The sequence below is a fragment of the Rhodococcus sp. WS1 genome (genome assembly GCF_003797745.1).
Taxonomy (GTDB): Bacteria; Actinomycetota; Actinomycetes; order Mycobacteriales; family Mycobacteriaceae; genus Rhodococcus_F; species Rhodococcus_F erythropolis.
Map to the genome: position 1 here is coordinate 220,011 of NZ_RKLZ01000004.1, position 15,287 is coordinate 235,297.

The 15,287-nt window shown below is 59.0% G+C and carries 14 protein-coding genes; 8 read left to right on the forward strand and 6 right to left on the reverse strand.

What is annotated here, in order from left to right; translation table 11 throughout:
• Positions 1-12: 12 nt before the first annotated feature.
• The 5 genes from EEB12_RS29185 (at position 13) to EEB12_RS31005 (ending at position 4,631) form a co-directional block, all read left to right on the forward strand.
• Positions 13-819 (forward strand): SDR family NAD(P)-dependent oxidoreductase, encoded by an 807-nt coding sequence (locus EEB12_RS29185; RefSeq protein ID WP_141489093.1) that lies wholly within the window; start codon positions 13-15, stop codon positions 817-819.
• A gap of 184 nt (positions 820-1,003) precedes the next feature.
• Positions 1,004-1,924, forward strand: a complete 921-nt coding sequence (locus EEB12_RS29190; RefSeq protein WP_181447607.1) for a TIGR03619 family F420-dependent LLM class oxidoreductase — start codon at positions 1,004-1,006, stop codon at positions 1,922-1,924.
• Complete coding sequence (locus EEB12_RS29195) at positions 1,921-2,517, forward strand: VOC family protein (protein WP_181447608.1); 597 nt, start codon at positions 1,921-1,923, stop codon at positions 2,515-2,517. Before EEB12_RS29190 ends, EEB12_RS29195 begins: the two co-directional genes overlap by 4 nt.
• Before the next feature lie 1,138 nt (positions 2,518-3,655).
• The gene (locus tag EEB12_RS29200) at positions 3,656-4,048 is read left to right on the forward strand and encodes a recombinase family protein (RefSeq protein ID WP_258537452.1); all 393 of its coding nucleotides are present in this window, start codon (positions 3,656-3,658) and stop codon (positions 4,046-4,048) included.
• Between the two features lies 1 nt (position 4,049).
• A complete protein-coding gene (locus tag EEB12_RS31005; RefSeq protein WP_258537453.1) occupies positions 4,050-4,631 on the forward strand; it encodes a hypothetical protein in 582 nt (193 codons plus the stop codon).
• Here the strand turns inward: EEB12_RS31005 and EEB12_RS29210 are convergent.
• The 4 genes from EEB12_RS29210 to EEB12_RS31010 form a co-directional block, all read right to left on the reverse strand.
• Complete coding sequence (locus EEB12_RS29210; protein WP_141489096.1) at positions 4,586-5,743, reverse strand: alkane 1-monooxygenase; 1,158 nt, start codon at positions 5,741-5,743, stop codon at positions 4,586-4,588. The genes EEB12_RS31005 and EEB12_RS29210 overlap by 46 nt on opposite strands.
• Positions 5,744-6,003: 260 nt before the next feature.
• A complete protein-coding gene (locus tag EEB12_RS29215; protein WP_141489097.1) occupies positions 6,004-6,657 on the reverse strand; it encodes a class F sortase in 654 nt (217 codons plus the stop codon).
• On the reverse strand, positions 6,658-7,680 hold the full coding sequence (locus tag EEB12_RS29220; RefSeq protein WP_258537454.1) for an ice-binding family protein: 1,023 nt from the start codon (positions 7,678-7,680) through the stop codon (positions 6,658-6,660). It lies immediately after the preceding gene.
• The gene (locus EEB12_RS31010) at positions 7,592-8,062 is read right to left on the reverse strand and encodes an ice-binding family protein (protein WP_258537455.1); all 471 of its coding nucleotides are present in this window, start codon (positions 8,060-8,062) and stop codon (positions 7,592-7,594) included. Before EEB12_RS31010 ends, EEB12_RS29220 begins: the two co-directional genes overlap by 89 nt.
• 224 nt (positions 8,063-8,286) lie before the next feature.
• On the opposite strand from EEB12_RS31010, the gene EEB12_RS29225 reads away from it, so the two are divergent.
• On the forward strand, positions 8,287-9,003 hold the full coding sequence (locus tag EEB12_RS29225) for a TetR/AcrR family transcriptional regulator (RefSeq protein WP_141489098.1): 717 nt from the start codon (positions 8,287-8,289) through the stop codon (positions 9,001-9,003).
• 357 nt (positions 9,004-9,360) lie between these two features.
• On the opposite strand, the gene EEB12_RS29230 is transcribed toward EEB12_RS29225, so the two are convergent.
• A complete protein-coding gene (locus EEB12_RS29230; RefSeq protein ID WP_141489099.1) occupies positions 9,361-9,960 on the reverse strand; it encodes a TetR/AcrR family transcriptional regulator in 600 nt (199 codons plus the stop codon).
• Between the two features lie 87 nt (positions 9,961-10,047).
• Here EEB12_RS29230 and EEB12_RS29235 point away from each other — a divergent pair, with 87 nt between their 5' ends.
• The gene (locus EEB12_RS29235) at positions 10,048-10,821 is read left to right on the forward strand and encodes an SDR family NAD(P)-dependent oxidoreductase (RefSeq protein ID WP_141489100.1); all 774 of its coding nucleotides are present in this window, start codon (positions 10,048-10,050) and stop codon (positions 10,819-10,821) included.
• Positions 10,822-11,106: 285 nt separating this feature from the next.
• On the forward strand, positions 11,107-13,230 hold the full coding sequence (locus EEB12_RS29240) for an ABC transporter permease (RefSeq protein WP_141489101.1): 2,124 nt from the start codon (positions 11,107-11,109) through the stop codon (positions 13,228-13,230).
• A 708-nt stretch (positions 13,231-13,938) separates the two neighbouring features.
• Here EEB12_RS29240 and EEB12_RS29250 read toward each other — a convergent pair.
• A protein-coding gene (locus EEB12_RS29250; protein WP_141489102.1) for an IS3 family transposase occupies positions 13,939-15,200 on the reverse strand; the annotation gives its coding sequence in 2 pieces (ribosomal slippage) (positions 13,939-14,912 and positions 14,912-15,200; 1,263 coding nt in all).
• Positions 15,201-15,287 lie beyond the last annotated feature (87 nt).

Consider the following 15,287-nt stretch of genomic DNA (forward strand, 5'->3'; position numbering starts at 1 on the left):
TAAATCTAAGACATGCGTTTTCGAAATCAAGTCGTCGTCATCACCGGGGCTGCGGGAGGTATCGGATTAGCCACTGCAAAAGCGTTCGCGAGTGAGGGCGCACAGGTAGTCATTACTGACCTGAAACCCGATTCGGTGGCAGATGCAGTTCGCCAAGTTGATAAGGAAGGAGGTCACGCACTCGGTCTTACAGGCGACGTGAGCGATCCGTCCCACGTGGATGCAAACGTCGAAGAAATTATGGACCGATTCGGACGGGTGGACGTCCTAGTCAATAATGCCGGAATAATGCATCGCGCCCCGACTGAGGAAATGCCACGAGACGCATGGAGAAGGGTGCTGACTGTGAACCTAGACGGTCCATTCTACTGGGCGCAGGCGGTGGCGGTGAGGTCAATGATTCCTAACCTCAAGGGCTCTATCGTCAATATTGCTTCAATCGGCGGAATTGTGGCGTTTCCCACGGCTGCTCCGTACGTCGCGTCTAAACACGGCGTAATTGGATTGACCAAAATCCTGGCCGTGGATTGGGGCAAATACAACATCAGGGTCAACGCACTTTGCCCTGGAATGACATGGGGGAGTGAACTTTCAAGGGCCGACGTGATAAAGAACCCAGACCACTTCGTTGAACGCGAAAGTCGCATCCCGCTCGGGCAGGCCGCGCAGCCGGAAGTCCAGGCCAAAGCAGCGCTCTTCCTCGCTTCCGAGGATGCGAGTTACGCGAGTGGACTCATCATGAACATGGATGGTGGACAGCTTGCTTTGTCCTCAGGACACAGTGCGCCGCGGAATTCGGGCGCAGCCCACAGCTCCTGAGACGCATGTTGAAACAGTCAATGTGATCCTGCTCATGCTGCCTGATTGCTCGGTTGTGCGAGGACTGAACCAGCCGAGTGCAGGTCGGTGCAGAGGGGACGAGGGAGCGGCCGAGGCGTTCGGTTGACAGCGAGTTCATTGCTCGATCTTGTCTAGTTTATTCCCATACCGGAATGGAGTGAGTGTGTCGCTTGGAATTTCGTTATACGGTAGTGATCCGCGCTTTCTAGTTCCAATTGCTCGGTTGGCTGACGACCTGGGATTCGATAGCATCTGGGTGGGTGAGCACATCGTTGCACCTGAAGTAATGAATGCCGAGCATCCCTACGAAGGCGGATGGTCGAAACCTGCGGTGGTGAGCGCAGACCAGCGCATGTATGATCTATGGACGATGATCGGTGCGATATCCGCAGCTACCACCAATGCTCGAATAATTACCGGGATATCCTTATTGCCTCTTCGGCATCCTATTATTTCTGCAAGGGCGTGTATAACGGCGCAACAGATTTCGAACGGTAGGTTCGTCTTCGGGGTAGGGGCGGGGTGGCTGGGGACCGAGTTCGAAGCTTTGGGTGTGAGCTTCAAAGATCGAGGGAGACGTTACGACGAGTGTTTAGATATATTAGATAAACTCTTCCGTGGAGGCCCAGTCGAGCACAAAGGCGATTTCTATTCTTTCCCTCTTCTTGCGCTGATCAACGAAGCCATCCAAGTGCCCATGGTCATGGGTGGAACGAAAGGCCCTGCCATTCGTAGAGCTGCGCGGCGCGGAGACGGATGGTACGGCACCACTGTGCCACTGGAGGAAACTGTTCGAATCCGCGACGAAATAGAGCGGCTCAGGCGTGAAGCTGGGCGTGACTACCTGCCATTCTCTTATTACAATAGGATTACTGGCCGTCCCATTGCGGAAAGCTTGGACCGATATCGTGCGGAGGGTTTCGAAGACCTGGTCATACCGTTCGAGGCAATTCACCCCGCTATCAGCGCAGATTTATCCTTAGATGCGCGGCTCGATTCCTTGACGGCGGTAGCGAAAGAAATTGGATTGGAACCGAAAGAGTTCGGGGAAGTTCACCCCCCAAGTGTCAGGAGATCTCGTTGAGTGACCAATTTGATATCAAGAAGTATCCAACGTTTCTTGGAAAGGTTGCACAGCTGAGCTTCGTTGTCAGAGATTTCGAAGAAGCGTTGAATTTCTGGACAGAATCTCTTGATGTTGGTCCATTCGTTGTCATGGAGGATTCCTTGGGAGATCGACCATTCATTCACCGAGGCAAAGTATCTGAGGTTAAAATGTCTCTAGCGCTCGCGTATCTTGGCGACGTTCAGATCGAGCTGATCTGCCAGCTGAACTCTGAGCCATCGCCCTACGCCGAGTTTTACGCGCGCGGAAGCGAAGGGCTTCAACATGTTGCTTTCATGCCTGACGACTATGATTCGACGTGCAGAAGGTTGAAAACCATGGGGTTCGAAGAAGTTAGTTATATTCTGGCAAGCGACGGTTCAAAAAATGCTAGCTACTATGGAAGTCCGCATCACATAGGAACAGTGTTCGAGATTACGCCTATGACTCCAATGAGGAGAATGTATCTAGGCGCTATTAAAAAGCTCTCTGAAGACTGGGACGGAAATAAGCCTGTATGGCGCTTTGCTACGCGCGAAGATTTCTTAAATTCTGAACTCTGTCGAGTTTAGCGGGTACGTTTCTGATTTTCGGGATACATTCAGTCAGCTTGTGCGGATCGCTGGTAAACCGCCGACCGGAAAACCTGTTCGTTCGATGTCGAACTCGTCTCTCCTGGAGGATTTCTACACGTCGGAACGTGGTACTCGGCTTCATAATGGTGTCTCAGGCGCGTTCTCGGATGGTCAACGCAGCTTCGACTCCCCCGTGACTGAAGGAGGAACCACGCATCCGTGGAAGATATTTTCGACGGATGCACAACTGAAGCTTGCACACCCACCCGAGGTGGAGACGGCAGGCCAGAATGGATCGGGCAGCGCCCATTGTGAAAGTTTCAGGCGCATGGGTGAGACTCGACTTGCAACAGGAAACGCCACCAGCCGAAAGGCCGCATGTGGGCCGGAGTCGCTACACGTGACCGAGGCCGACCCTCAATGAGGTCTCCGCGCTCAGGGATTCCGTCGAATCGCGCCTGGCTACTTTTGTTTGCAATGCCCATCCCAATTATCAACGTTGGCAAGTGAATTCGAATATACTGAAATTATTTTGAACGCTTGATTTTCGCCGAACATTCTGACGCAATCTCGTGGTATCGCAACTCGGGGCGGCAACGACCTCCGAATATCATTCATCGGGGAAGTTGGGGAGGCTGATGTGGACGTGTACGTGAGATTCGGTGGACAATCATCACCGCTGCTCGAGATTCTGCCGCGGGCTGGGCGGGCGAGATTCTCGAACGCCGCGACAGAGCCCTGATCCTGATCGGCTACACCGGGGTGTTCCGGCACAGTGAACTCGTCGCACTACAGTGCGGGGACGTCACACTCGATCGACTCGACGGTGCGCATGTTCGGCTGCGGCGCTCGAAAACTGATCAGGACGGCACCGGCACAGTCTGGGCTCTGCCGTTCGCCGCCCGCCACGAGCACTGCCCACCCTCTGCACATGGCACGGGTGAGCGCAGGTCGTGGTGGCCGTTCGATGCCGGCGGACGTATAGGTGTCATCCGAACACTGACGAAAGCCGATCCTTTCGAAGGGCATGTGTGCCGCGGCAGCATTCCCGGTGTGACCATACGGGCGCCGTTGCTTCGGTCGATCCGCGAGAACAGGAACCTTTAAGTCACCCCGTTGTCCGGGGCAGCGGGGTATGTCGCCATCCGCCGGAGCGATCCGTATCTTCGCCGACTACGAATCCGGCTTGAAAACGCAGCTTCCACAGCTCAGCGAATGCGTGACGTACCTACGCGAGAATGACGGCGATGTCCTCGTCGTCTGGAAACCCGATCGACTCGGACGATCCGTCCGCCAAGTCATCGATACCGTCCACACCCTTGGTGAACGCGGCATCACATTCTGTTCCTTCGCCGAAGGATTCGACACAACCACCGCAGGTGGCGAGTTTCTTTTCCACATCGTGGCAGCTCTTGCTCAAATGGAACGCCGCATGATTGTCGAACGCACTTACGCCGGCCTCGAAGCCGCCCGCCGACAAGGCCGACACGGCGGCCGGCCCACCGGCATGGCCCCCGAACGCACCTAACTTGTCCGCACCCCTCCGCGAACAAAGAAAGAGTCTCGAAGCCATCGCCTCGACACTCGGCGTCGGTCGATCCTCCGTCGGCCGCGCACTCCTGACAGCCATTCAACAGATCTACTTCCTGGTCACGAACCGAGGGGTCGATGATGGCGGTGTGTGCACCGCAGTTTTGCTGTTCTTCGTGCTCGTGATTCGTTCGCTGGTCTTTGTGAATGAGGCGTCAGGGTTCGGTGTGTGCTTGGCGGTGTGGTTTCGCGTCGGTGGTGAGGAGCTAATTTTCGGCGGCGGTGTAATCGTTGATGGTGCTGTCGGGGCCGGGGCCGGGGCCGGGGGTTTGGGTGATCAGGTCGAGGTAGCCGCGGCGATGGAGGTATGCGTCGGGCTAGGTCAAGAGGTACTCTGCGGCGGCGGCGGCCTCCGGACTCGGTGCGGCTCGCTCAAATCGGGTACGGGCCGGCTGGTAATCGGCTCGGGCGTTCTGGAGCGGTCCGATGGCGGTGTAATGCCCGTCGCTGCGATCATCTTCTCGGGCAGTGTTGTTCATACGGTGGCCTTGGTGTGTATCAGCTCGACGTTGCCGTTGTAGTAGTCGAGGACACGGTGATCCATGATCCGCCTCCACAACGGTGGTACGGCAGCGCACACGATCATCACCGCGTACCCGGCCGGCAACTGCGGAGCGGTGGGAGCGCTGCGCAAGGATTGGTAGCGTAGTCGCGGATTCGCGTGATGGTCGCTGTGTCGTTGCAACTGGTACAGGAACAAGTTGGACACGAGGTGATCGCTGTTCCAGCTGTCTTCGGGCCTGGCCTTGACAAAGCTGCCGTCTTCTCTGCGCGCACGGAGCAATCCGTAGTGTTCGAGGTAGTTGGCCGCCTCGAGGAAAGTTATCCCAGCCAAGGCTTGCAGGAACAGCCAGGGCAGTACCTGCCACCCGAACACGGAGATCAACGTCCCGAACAGAGCGGCCGAGAGTGACCACGCCTGCATGATGCTGTTCCGAGGCGACAGTACCGGTGAACCTTGTCGGCGCAGACGTGCTGATTCGATCCGCCAACCCGACCTCAGACCTCCGAACACACTGCGGGGCAGGAATATCCAAAAAGATTCCCCGAAACGGGCACTGGCCGGATCGCGAGGCGTCGCGACCTTGATGTGGTGACCGTGATTGTGCTCGATGTAAAAGTGTCCGTAGAAGGATTGAGCAAGAACAATTTTCGCCAATCGTCGCTCGTGACGATTGTTCTTGTGGCCGAGTTCGTGTGCGGCATTGATACCGACACCGGCCACGACTCCGACGGTCATCGCCAGTGCGATCTTCTCTCCAGTTGCCATCGGGGCATACGACCAGCACCAGGCGGCGAAGACTAGGCCCCCGTATTGCAGCGGCACGAACAGGTAGGTGCACCATCGGTAGTAGCGGTCATCCTGCAATGCCGCGATCGCGCTGTCGGGCGGACTGTGGCCGTCGGCGCCGACTGCGAGGTCGACAATCGGGATGACGAGAATCAGGATCCAAGCACCGGTCGCCCAGAACAGGCCGAGGTGCAAATGTTCGACGAGTAGCCAGGACAGGAAGGGGCTCAGCGGGATCAGCAATCCCAACGGCCACAAGTAACGTTTCCGATCCCGCCACGTAGGCGCAACGCGACCGGATTCGGGGTGGAGGTTGTCGTGGGCGCGGTTGACAGCGGTCATGAACACACCACAGACACGGGCGGGTGGAGCAGCGGCAAAGGCATTGTGACGTTCTCTCGATGGTTAGTCGTCTGTACGAGATGTGTATAGCGTTCTACCGCAATAAGTTACAGAGAACCAGAGTCACATGTAGCTGTGCTGTTCATTCCGGCTGCGCTTTGTGAGAGTGACGTATCCGATTGTGGTGCGTTCGTGCTCTGGGCACTGTTGGCGGTGGCCTGCAACGGAGACGTTGTGATGATGCGCGGCAATCGTCCTGATCAGGCGATGTCGGCGAATGCGATGTTGTTGTCGTTGTAGCTGCGGGCGGTTTCGTCGAAGGATCCACCGCACGTGATGATCCGGAGTCCGGGATGGTCGAGGTCGCCGTATACGACGTTGGTGGGGAAGTTCTCTTTGGGGAAGTGCTCGATGCTGGTGGCGGTGAACACTGCGCGACTTCCGTCTCCGCGGGTGACGATGATGTCGGCTCCTGGTTCGAGATTCCTCAGATCGAAAAAGACCCCGTCTACGCCTTCCCAGTCGACGTGGCCGGCGATGATCGCTGGTCCGACCTCGCCGGGAGCGGGAGCCCCGGTGTACCACCCTGCAGCCTTCCCGTCCGGTGGGACTTCGAGGGTTCCATCGGTATCGAGTCCGAGATCGATGATGATGGTGTCGACGCCGATGGACGGGATTTCGAGTCGCACGGGGCGCTGTGCTGCCGTTACCGGCACCTTTTCCAGCTGTACAGAATCAGGGGCGCTCGGCGCGGATGGGGCACTTTGTCGAGACGGCGGGTGAGGTTGTGAGTTTCCGGCGTCGACCTGTCCGCCGGCGCATCCGACGACTGTCAAGAGTGCCGAAACAGCAAGGGCGATAGCCGTGATGGCTCGGCGAGATCGCGGAGCCATCACGAAGTTGCTGTCTTTCATCTATCGACTGGTCCGACGGATGACGAGGACCGATGTTGCCACGACGGCGAAGGCGCAGACCAGCAAGGCAATCCACCCTTCACTCGACTGCCCGGCACTTTGCGATCGAGTGCTTCCGTCGCCGGTGTCGACCGAGCCTCGAGGTACCTGCGGCACCTGAGGGGTTCGGCCAGTCGGGGATTCCGGTCCTACAGGTTGAGTGGTCGGGACACTCGTTCGAGAAGCCGAGGTCGTCGGCACCTGAGACGAGATGGTTACTGTCCCGGGCACAGTCGGAGGCGTTCCCGGTAGTGGCGGTAAACCGGGAATCACGGGTATCGACGGAATGTTTCGGCTGGTCGTGATGACCGGAGGTACGCCCACCGTGGTCGTCGTCGTGGTCGTGGTCGTGCCGGACTGGACGGTGGTGGTCGTTGTTTCCGCCGGTGCGCCAGTCGTGGTTGTGGTCGCCTCGGGTGGGGCTGTCGTGGTGGTGGTCACTTCAGGCGGGACCGCCGTGGTGGTGGTCACCTCAGGCGGGACCGCCGTGGTGGTCGTTGTTTCCGCCGGTGCGCCAGTCGTGGTTGTGGTCACCTCAGGCGGGACCGCCGTCGTGGTTGTCGTCGTGTCAGGCGGAACCGTAGTCGTCGTAGTGGCAGTCGGGGTTGTAGTTGTGACCGGAGGTGCGCAGGTGGGGATCATTACGGTGTTCGTATCGAGAGTGACCGCGCCGTTGATCGCCAACAGTCGACCCTCGACGGTTGCCTCGGTTGTGGCAGTAATGTCTGTCAGCGCCAGGAGGTTTCCTCGGAACACAGAGTTGGTGCCGAGAGTGGCGGAGCTACCAACCTGCCAGAAGACATTGCACGCCTGCGTCCCGTTGATCAGTGCAACGGTGCTGGACGACGATGTGATCAGTGTTGATCCGGCTTGGAAGACGAAGACTGCATCGGGGTCACCTTGCGCGTCGAGGGTGACGGTTCCCGACAGTGCGATCGACGAACCGGAGTTGTAGACACCCGAAACCAGTGTCCGACCGGTCAAGTCGGCTCCCGTCGGCTCCCGTCGGTTGTGTGGGTCCCTGACCGGCAAGAGTGTTGTAGGCAGTCCACACGTCGGGTTTCGCTCCCTGCGATACCGCGTCGCCACCATGATTGGTGCCGGTGATCGTCAGGTCCGATACACCGGTGATGGTCGGCGTCGGATACGTGCCGATATCGCCTCCGAGTGTTGTCGGTCCGGTGTTGGTGATTCCCGCTCCGGCAAGGACTGCAAAGGGCTCAGCGGTGCCGAGTCCGACAGCAGTCGCTTCCGCGCCGGCAGTGCCGGCCGGCAGGACGAGAAGGCCGACAGAGAAAACGGAAATCGTTGCAATACCTGAGAATTGAAAGAACCGCGAGCGTCGTGTTGCGGTAGGTGCTGTCATATTCTGTTCATCTTCGATCCTTTGAAGAAGGGACTCATGCGACGAAAGTGAGTCCGTACGTCCGCGCCGACTCCGGGCGCCAGGACGTATCGATGAGCGCCTGCGTAGATCCGGACATTCCGGGTATACGATGTGTGTATACGTTGTATATATCAGGCGTCTTCGAACAGTAAACCAGCCGTGCGGTTCTGTCAATGCGTAGGCATACGATGTATGTTCTGTGAATGACCGGACATTCGCCAGATCGCACTAAGGGTTTGATTCCCGCCGCGGACCGCGAGGAGCCTCTCACCAGGGCACTTGTGCTCTCGACGGCACTGGCGATCATCGACGAGGAAGGTGCCGAAGGCCTTTCCATGCGCCGACTGGGGAAAGCGCTCGACAGAAATCCCATGACCCTCTACCGGTATGCGGCAAACAAGGCGGCACTGCTGGACGGGGTCGTGGAGACCGTGCTCGAACAACTGGTCGTCGACCCGTCCGATCGCGACTGGAGAGGGCAACTGCACGCGGTTGCGTACGGGTATCGCAGCCTCGCGCTCGCGCACCCCAACGTGGTTCCATTGCTGGTCACTCGGCCGTTGTCGACGCCGCTCGGATTGCGTCCTCCCGGGACGTTGCGCTACCTCGAGGCGATTCTCGAACTGTTGATACGCGCCGGTTTCACCCCCGAAGACGCTCTGCACATCTACAGAGCGGTGTTCGGTTTCCTCAACGGGCACATACTCAACGAGCTTCAAGAAATTGTCGAAAACCCAGAGGAGACCGACGATCTCCTACGGCTCGGCCTGCACCGGCTTCCGCTCGCCGAGTTCCCGAGGCTACGGTCGATGGCTACGATCATGGCTCACTACGACGGTCAGGACGAACTCGAACGCGGACTGGCAATCCTTCTGGAGGGTCTGGCGACGGCCTCGCCGCCGTCGGGTACAGAAGCCTGACCACTCAGATCCGGAAGAGAGTTTGCACTCTATCTGCAATGGCTTTCAGGTTTGCTGACAAATGCACACACATGCATGGATGGCGGCCATTCGCCCGTGGGCGGGCCATTTGGCATGCTCCCGCGCATGCGCTTGTCGTAGCTCTGTATTGGTGCGTCGGACTTCGGCGAGTTGTGTTCTTCGAGGTTGGGATGCGCATTCAAGTGGGGTGGCGCGGCGTATCACTGGAGTTCCGCAAGGCAGCCCTGGGCCGTGGTCGGCCTCCAACTCCTCCGTCACGTCGCACTGCTAACGAAGCGGCAACCAACTGGCAACTGAACCGGCCTGGACTCCGCGTCCGACTCGACACTCGGAGAGTCAGGAACCATGCCCGAGCGCAGCCAGAGCATCCTCGAAGAAGTCACGCATCGGAACAGAAGCTTCCGCTGTCATCCAATGATCCAGTGCGACAGCAAAACATGCGACCGCGGCAGCAGCAATGGAATCGGCCGCCAATCGCGAGGGAGGCGGAATCGGCCGTAACATCAACGCTGCCGCAATCTCTGCCTGCAACAAAGCCTGACGCTCAAGCGTTGCCGCTTTGAGTGTTGTTATTTTGCTTACTAATTGGGCGAGCTTCAATGCGTTCACAGGCTCGTTTTCGTATCTCTCCGTCGCTGCAGCGAGAGACCTGGTGACAGCATTCCAAGCTGTTTCGTCGGCAGGACGCGCAAGTACGTCCTCGGCCAACTTGTCCCGCTGCATGATGAGCGCATCGACGACAGCCGCTTCCTTACTCCCGAGGTAGCGCAAAAAGGTACTCCGGGAGACTCCGGCAGCGGCTGCAAGATCCGTCACCGTCACTGCCTCGTAGCCCTCTCGCAGGATCAGATCAACAGTGGACTTCGCCAGCTCTGCACGGACCGCAGCTCGAGCGACGTCGCGCATCGAGTTCCTTGGAGTGATGTCTTCAGGCATCGCGTCAGCATACCGACCAACACTTGCAAGCGAGAAACGATAAACCTATGATGATACTGAGTGTCAAACTAGAATTGGAGATTCAATATGCGTGGACTTGCAGGCAAGACGTTCATCGTCGCCGGAGGAGCTACAGGTATCGGAGCCGGAACCGCGGAACGATTGGCCGAGGAAGGCGCCAACGTCGTGATCGGTGACATCAATATCACCGGCGCAGTAGCGACGGCGGAGAAGATCCGAGAGAACGGCGGCGTTGCGCTGGCTGTCGGCTTCGATCTTGCAGACGACGATTCCGTCCGAGAACTCATCGCGCGAGCCGTAGCAGAGTTCGGTGGGTTACATGGACTCCACAACGTCGGTGCCGACTTGTCCCCGAACAATCTCGGGCGCGACAAAACCCTCGTCGACACCGACCTGGACGTCTGGACACGGACCATGGATGTCAACGTCGTCGGATACGTACGCACTTGCCGTGCGGCGCTTCCACATCTACTCGATCAAGGTGGCGGAAGCATTGTCAACACCTCATCGGGAGCGGCAGTTAGCAGCTCAGACGGGAAACGTCCGGCGTACTCGGCATCGAAGGCCGGAGTGAACTCTCTCACCCGTCACATCGCACGGAACTGGGGACCGAAAGGTATCCGTTGCAACGGGGTCATGCCCGGTTATGTAATGGGAGAACTGCAGCGCAAGCATAACGACGTCGAGTTGCAGCAGATGTTCTTGTCGATGGTTCCGACAACAAGACTCGGTGAACCGCGTGACCTCGGCGCTGCCGTAGCCTTCCTCCTCTCGGATGACGCCGAGTGGATCAACGGCCAAACCTGGGCGATCGACGGTGGCGCCAACATGCGTGAATGACCTTCTCTGCGACGATGGCCGCAACGGGCGAGACCTAACAGGCGGGTTCCGCCGTTTGAGGTAATGCTACTGCCAGTTCCTCTCGGTCGGAACGTGATTGCGTGCGCTCCGACCGAAGCGCCGTCCGGTGACAGTCATGGTGGGCGCCTTGGTTGTATCGAGCGTGGGTCGGGGTGCCCTGCTTCTGGGGTCAATGCCAATGGCGGGAAGGCAGAAGTTGCGCCGTCGCAACCGATCTGCACTGGAGACCCGTGCGTAACCGAACGACATCTAAGGAGTTCGACTATGACCACCACCGCATCGCCGGAAACCGAGTATCCACCAGGCGAGTCCACGGACGCCGAAGCCGCTGCAGCTCGCGCCCGAAAAGAGCAGATCGGGCGATACGTCGCGATGATTCTGCTGCCCTTCCTGATGGTCGGCATGATGATCACGGGGTATCTGGCTGCGATGCATGCGCCGTCCCCGAACAACATGCCGATCGCGATTTCGGGGCCGATACAGCAGGCCGATCAGTTCGCTGCTGCGCTCGAGGCGTCAGATCCGTCAGCAGTCGACGTGCGAGTAGTCGGCAGCGAGGAAGAAGCGCGTCAACTCCTTCTCGACCGTGAGGTATCCGGAGTTGTGTCATTGCCCACGGCGGGCGGTGACACCGCAACGGTCTACACCGCGAGCGCGGCGGGCGCTGCCCAGGTCTCGACCGTCACCGGTCTCGTTGCCCCGCAAGTGCTGGAGCAGGGGCTCAACGTGACAGTCGAGGATCTGGCTCCACTTCCGGCCCACGACACCGCTGGCCTGGCGGCGATGTTCATGGCAACAGCGCTCATGCTTGCGGGCTACATGCCGTTGAGCATCACACTGTCGAACTCGCCGGAGCTGTTGCGATTCCGTCGAGTGGTACCACTCCTAGCGGGATGGTCTGCGCTGATCGCAGCGCTCGTGTGGTTGGTCACGGGCCCGATTCTCGGTGCAGTGGAGGGACATACGGCGGCTGTTCTCGGAATCTCCTGGCTGGCCGTCTTTGCTGTGGGTTCGGTGCAGTTGTTCCTCACGCGGATATTCGGGCCGATGGCGGTTCTGGTCGGCATGCTGTTCATCATGGTGCTCGGAGTCCCGGCATCGAACATGGGAATGTCGGTCTACACCTTGCCGTCGATCTACGCGACGCTGCATGGTTTCCTGCCCACCGCGGCGACGGGAGAGGCTCTGCGATCGGTGCTGTACTTCGGCGGCGACGGTCTCGGCTCGCACCTGATCGTCCTGGCTCTCGGCGCAGCGTTGGCACTTCTCGCGACCTTGGGTGTCGACGCGCTCAAACGTCGTCGCAGTCCTGAAGGTGGTACTCCTGAGGTGACGATGGAGTCGTTGACAGCGGGAGCCCGCCCCACCAGCAACAAGGTTCGATACGCCACTCTTGCGTTCTTCCCGTTTGCCATGGTTGTGCTGATGCTCTCGGTCATGCTCGGTGCGATGTATCAGCCGGCGCCCCGCGACATGCCGGTCGCCATGGTCGCTGCGACGAGTGAGCAAACAGAGCAAGCCGTCGTCGGACTTGAACAGAATTTGGGTGGTTTGTTCGATTTGCGTGCAGTCGATTCGGTTGACGACGCTCGCGCCCTGGTTCAGGACCGTACGGTGGTCGCTGCGTACATATTGCCGTCCGCTGATTCGCCGACCGCGACCCTGATCACCAGCCAGGCTGCCGGTGTGAGCCAGCAGCAAGCAGTTGCCGCTGTTTTCACGCAGGTTGCGGCGGGGCAGCAGGTGCCACTGACCACGCAGGACCTTGCGCCGCTTGTCGGCTCCGATTCCAGTGGCACGGTCAGCATGTACATCGCTATGGGCTGGATCCTGTCCGGCTTCATGGTCATCGTCGTCGCGAGCAGTGCCGCGCCCACTGTGATGAAGCTGCGGACTCTGCTCCCCACACTCGCAGGCTGGTCGGTCTTCATGTCCGCCGTGATTTGGACGATTGCTGGACCTATAACCGGAGCGATCGACGGGCACTTTTGGCAACTTTTAGGGACTGGAAGCGTCGCAATTTTCTGTACTGCACTGTTCACTACCGTGTTCGTGCGCCTGTTCGGACTTCTCGCAGTCCTCCCGGCGGTTGCAATTTTGATGTTCCTCGGGGTTCCGGCGTCGGGTGGCGCGATGTCGGTCTACATGGCACCAGAGATCTTCCGGGCCCTGCACGATATCCTGCCTATGCCTGCTGCGGTGGAGTCGGTTCGGTCGATTCTGTACTTCGGCTCGGACACAGTCGGGTCGCATTTGATCACGTTTGTGACCTGGGGCGTCATCTCTCTGCTGTGTGTCATCCTCATCGACGGGGTTCGCGCCAAGAAAAAGATCAGCTCGGAGCAGTCGTCGAACATGCCTGCGGAATCCGAATTCGCCTCGCTATGAGCTTTGGAACTCGCTGAAGAACATTTATTCCCGCATCGACGAGATCGTGGACATCAGCAAATCGACTAAGTCTCGCGTGCGGCCAAATGTCGGGGCATCCGGATCGAGGCCAACTTCTTCCGCGAGTCCGACAAAGTTCGTTGAGATTACCGATGCGTCGGCCCTCGGCGAAGTAAGCAAGGGATAGTCGTTCGCTCAGAGTGGCTCGGTAATGCTGTCGGCGTAGTAAAGAAGCTCGAGGCAGCACTTGAGTCCGTTGACACTGCTTCGCGGATCGATGCGTACAACGTGCTCAAATCCATCGGGAACCTTTGTATTGGTGCTGGGTCCGATGCCCGGTACAAGGCCGAGGGTTCTTGTACAACTTTTCATCTCGGGCGTACTCGCCCAGACTGCACAATGAATCGATTGATCAGGGAGTCGAACCAGGTGAGTCGGACGGCGGAGGGTGGTCAGTGATGGAACCTGAGGACTCGGTCGGCAACTTGGATCTTCCTAGCGTTGACGTCACACTTGCTCGCGCAGAGTCCGGGAGGCCCAGCCAGTTCGGACGATAGACCTTGCGCGTTGGTGGTGAAGGACGCCAGTCCCATTTTCGTTGCATCGGAAGCGGCTCAGCTTAAGCTGACTCATCAGCAGCACCACTTCCCGTGGCGACATCACATCGACGCACGATTCACTCTGAATCGCACCGGCGAGTCCGCGGACTTACTGATTTGAGAACTCCGCGATTCGCGTAGTTCTGTGTTCACCGTAGTAGAACGCCTCGAGTTCAGCTGGCGGCACATCGCCGCAGTGCTCGTAGAGTCGTCGGTGGTTGAACCGGTCCACCCACTCCAACGTGGCGATTTCCACATGTTCGACCGTTCGCCACGCCCCACGCGGTTTGATCAACTCGGTCTTGTAGAGACCATTGATCGTCTCGGCGAGAGCGTTGTCGTAACTCGACCCGGTCGCCCCGATCGAGGCATCGATTCCGACCTCAATGAGCCTGTCGGTGAACGCAATTGACGTGTTGAATCCGCCTTGCGACCCGCGGTCGTTGTGGTGAATGAGCCCGGACAGGTCGGTAATCCCTTCTAGGCGGCGGGCCCAGATTGCGTGCTCGATCGCATCGAGCACCAACGGTGTCGTCATCGTCGTCGCGGTTCGCCACCCGAGGATTCTGCGTGAATACGCATCGATCACGAACGCGACATACACCCAACCCGACCACGTCGAAACGTATGTAAAGTCAGCTACGCACAACACATTTGGCGCAGCCGGGTTGAGCTTTCGCTGCACCAGATCCTCCGCGCGACGGCCTTGCGTATCGGCGATGGTGGTCCGTTTCTTCTTGCCTCGACGTGCCCCTTCGAGTCCGAGAACGCCCATCAACCGTTCGACCGTGCACCTGGCCACGTCGATGCCCTCTCTCCGCATTTCCGACCACACCTTGCGGGCGCCGTAGACCGAATAGTTCTCGGCATGCACACGGATGACCTCGATCTTCAGCTCTTCGTCGCGCACGGTCCGCCGCGAAGCGGAACGGTTGCGGGCCTCGTAGTAGGTGGACGGCGCGATTGAACAGCCGTGCTCGCTGAGCACTCTGCACATCGGCTCGACGCCGCACTCGCTCTTGTATCGGTTGATGTAGTCGATGATCACTTGTTGTTGCGGTCGAGCTCCGCTGCGAAGAAAACCGATGCCGACTTCAGAATCTCGTTGGCACGCTTGAGTTCCCGATTCTCAGCGCGAAGCTTGCGCATCTCCGCTGCCATTTCGCTCGTCACACCAGGCCGCTCGCCGACATCAGTTTGCGCTCTCCGAATCCAGTTGAGCAACGTTTGCGCTGTTCCGATACCGAGTCTGTCGGCCACGGATTCGACTGCGGCCCACTCCGACGGGTACTCGTGTTGGACCTCGGCGACCATCCGCACCGCACGCTCACGCAACTCGGGCGGGTACCTCTTGTTCGTTCCTAATCTCATCAGCCGCCGTCCGGGCGGGGCCCTCGACATCGACGTCAGTGGTGAGTCGGGTCGGCAACTGCTCGCTCGGTCACGTCGTCGACGGGG

Excerpts from the sequence above, each read along its gene's own strand:
- EEB12_RS29230 (WP_141489099.1), bottom strand. The coding sequence starts at position 9,960 with ATGCCTGAAGACATCACTCCAAGGAACTCGATGCGCGACGTCGCTCGA.
- EEB12_RS29210 (WP_141489096.1), bottom strand. The coding sequence starts at position 5,743 with ATGACCGCTGTCAACCGCGCCCACGACAACCTCCACCCCGAATCCGGT.
- EEB12_RS29240 (WP_141489101.1), top strand. The coding sequence starts at position 11,107 with ATGACCACCACCGCATCGCCGGAAACCGAGTATCCACCAGGCGAGTCC.
- EEB12_RS29200 (WP_258537452.1), top strand. The coding sequence starts at position 3,656 with ATGTCGCCATCCGCCGGAGCGATCCGTATCTTCGCCGACTACGAATCC.
- EEB12_RS29235 (WP_141489100.1), top strand. The coding sequence starts at position 10,048 with ATGCGTGGACTTGCAGGCAAGACGTTCATCGTCGCCGGAGGAGCTACA.
- EEB12_RS29225 (WP_141489098.1), top strand. The coding sequence starts at position 8,287 with ATGACCGGACATTCGCCAGATCGCACTAAGGGTTTGATTCCCGCCGCG.
- EEB12_RS31010 (WP_258537455.1), bottom strand. The coding sequence starts at position 8,062 with ATGACAGCACCTACCGCAACACGACGCTCGCGGTTCTTTCAATTCTCA.
- EEB12_RS29215 (WP_141489097.1), bottom strand. The coding sequence starts at position 6,657 with ATGAAAGACAGCAACTTCGTGATGGCTCCGCGATCTCGCCGAGCCATC.
- EEB12_RS29185 (WP_141489093.1), top strand. The coding sequence starts at position 13 with ATGCGTTTTCGAAATCAAGTCGTCGTCATCACCGGGGCTGCGGGAGGT.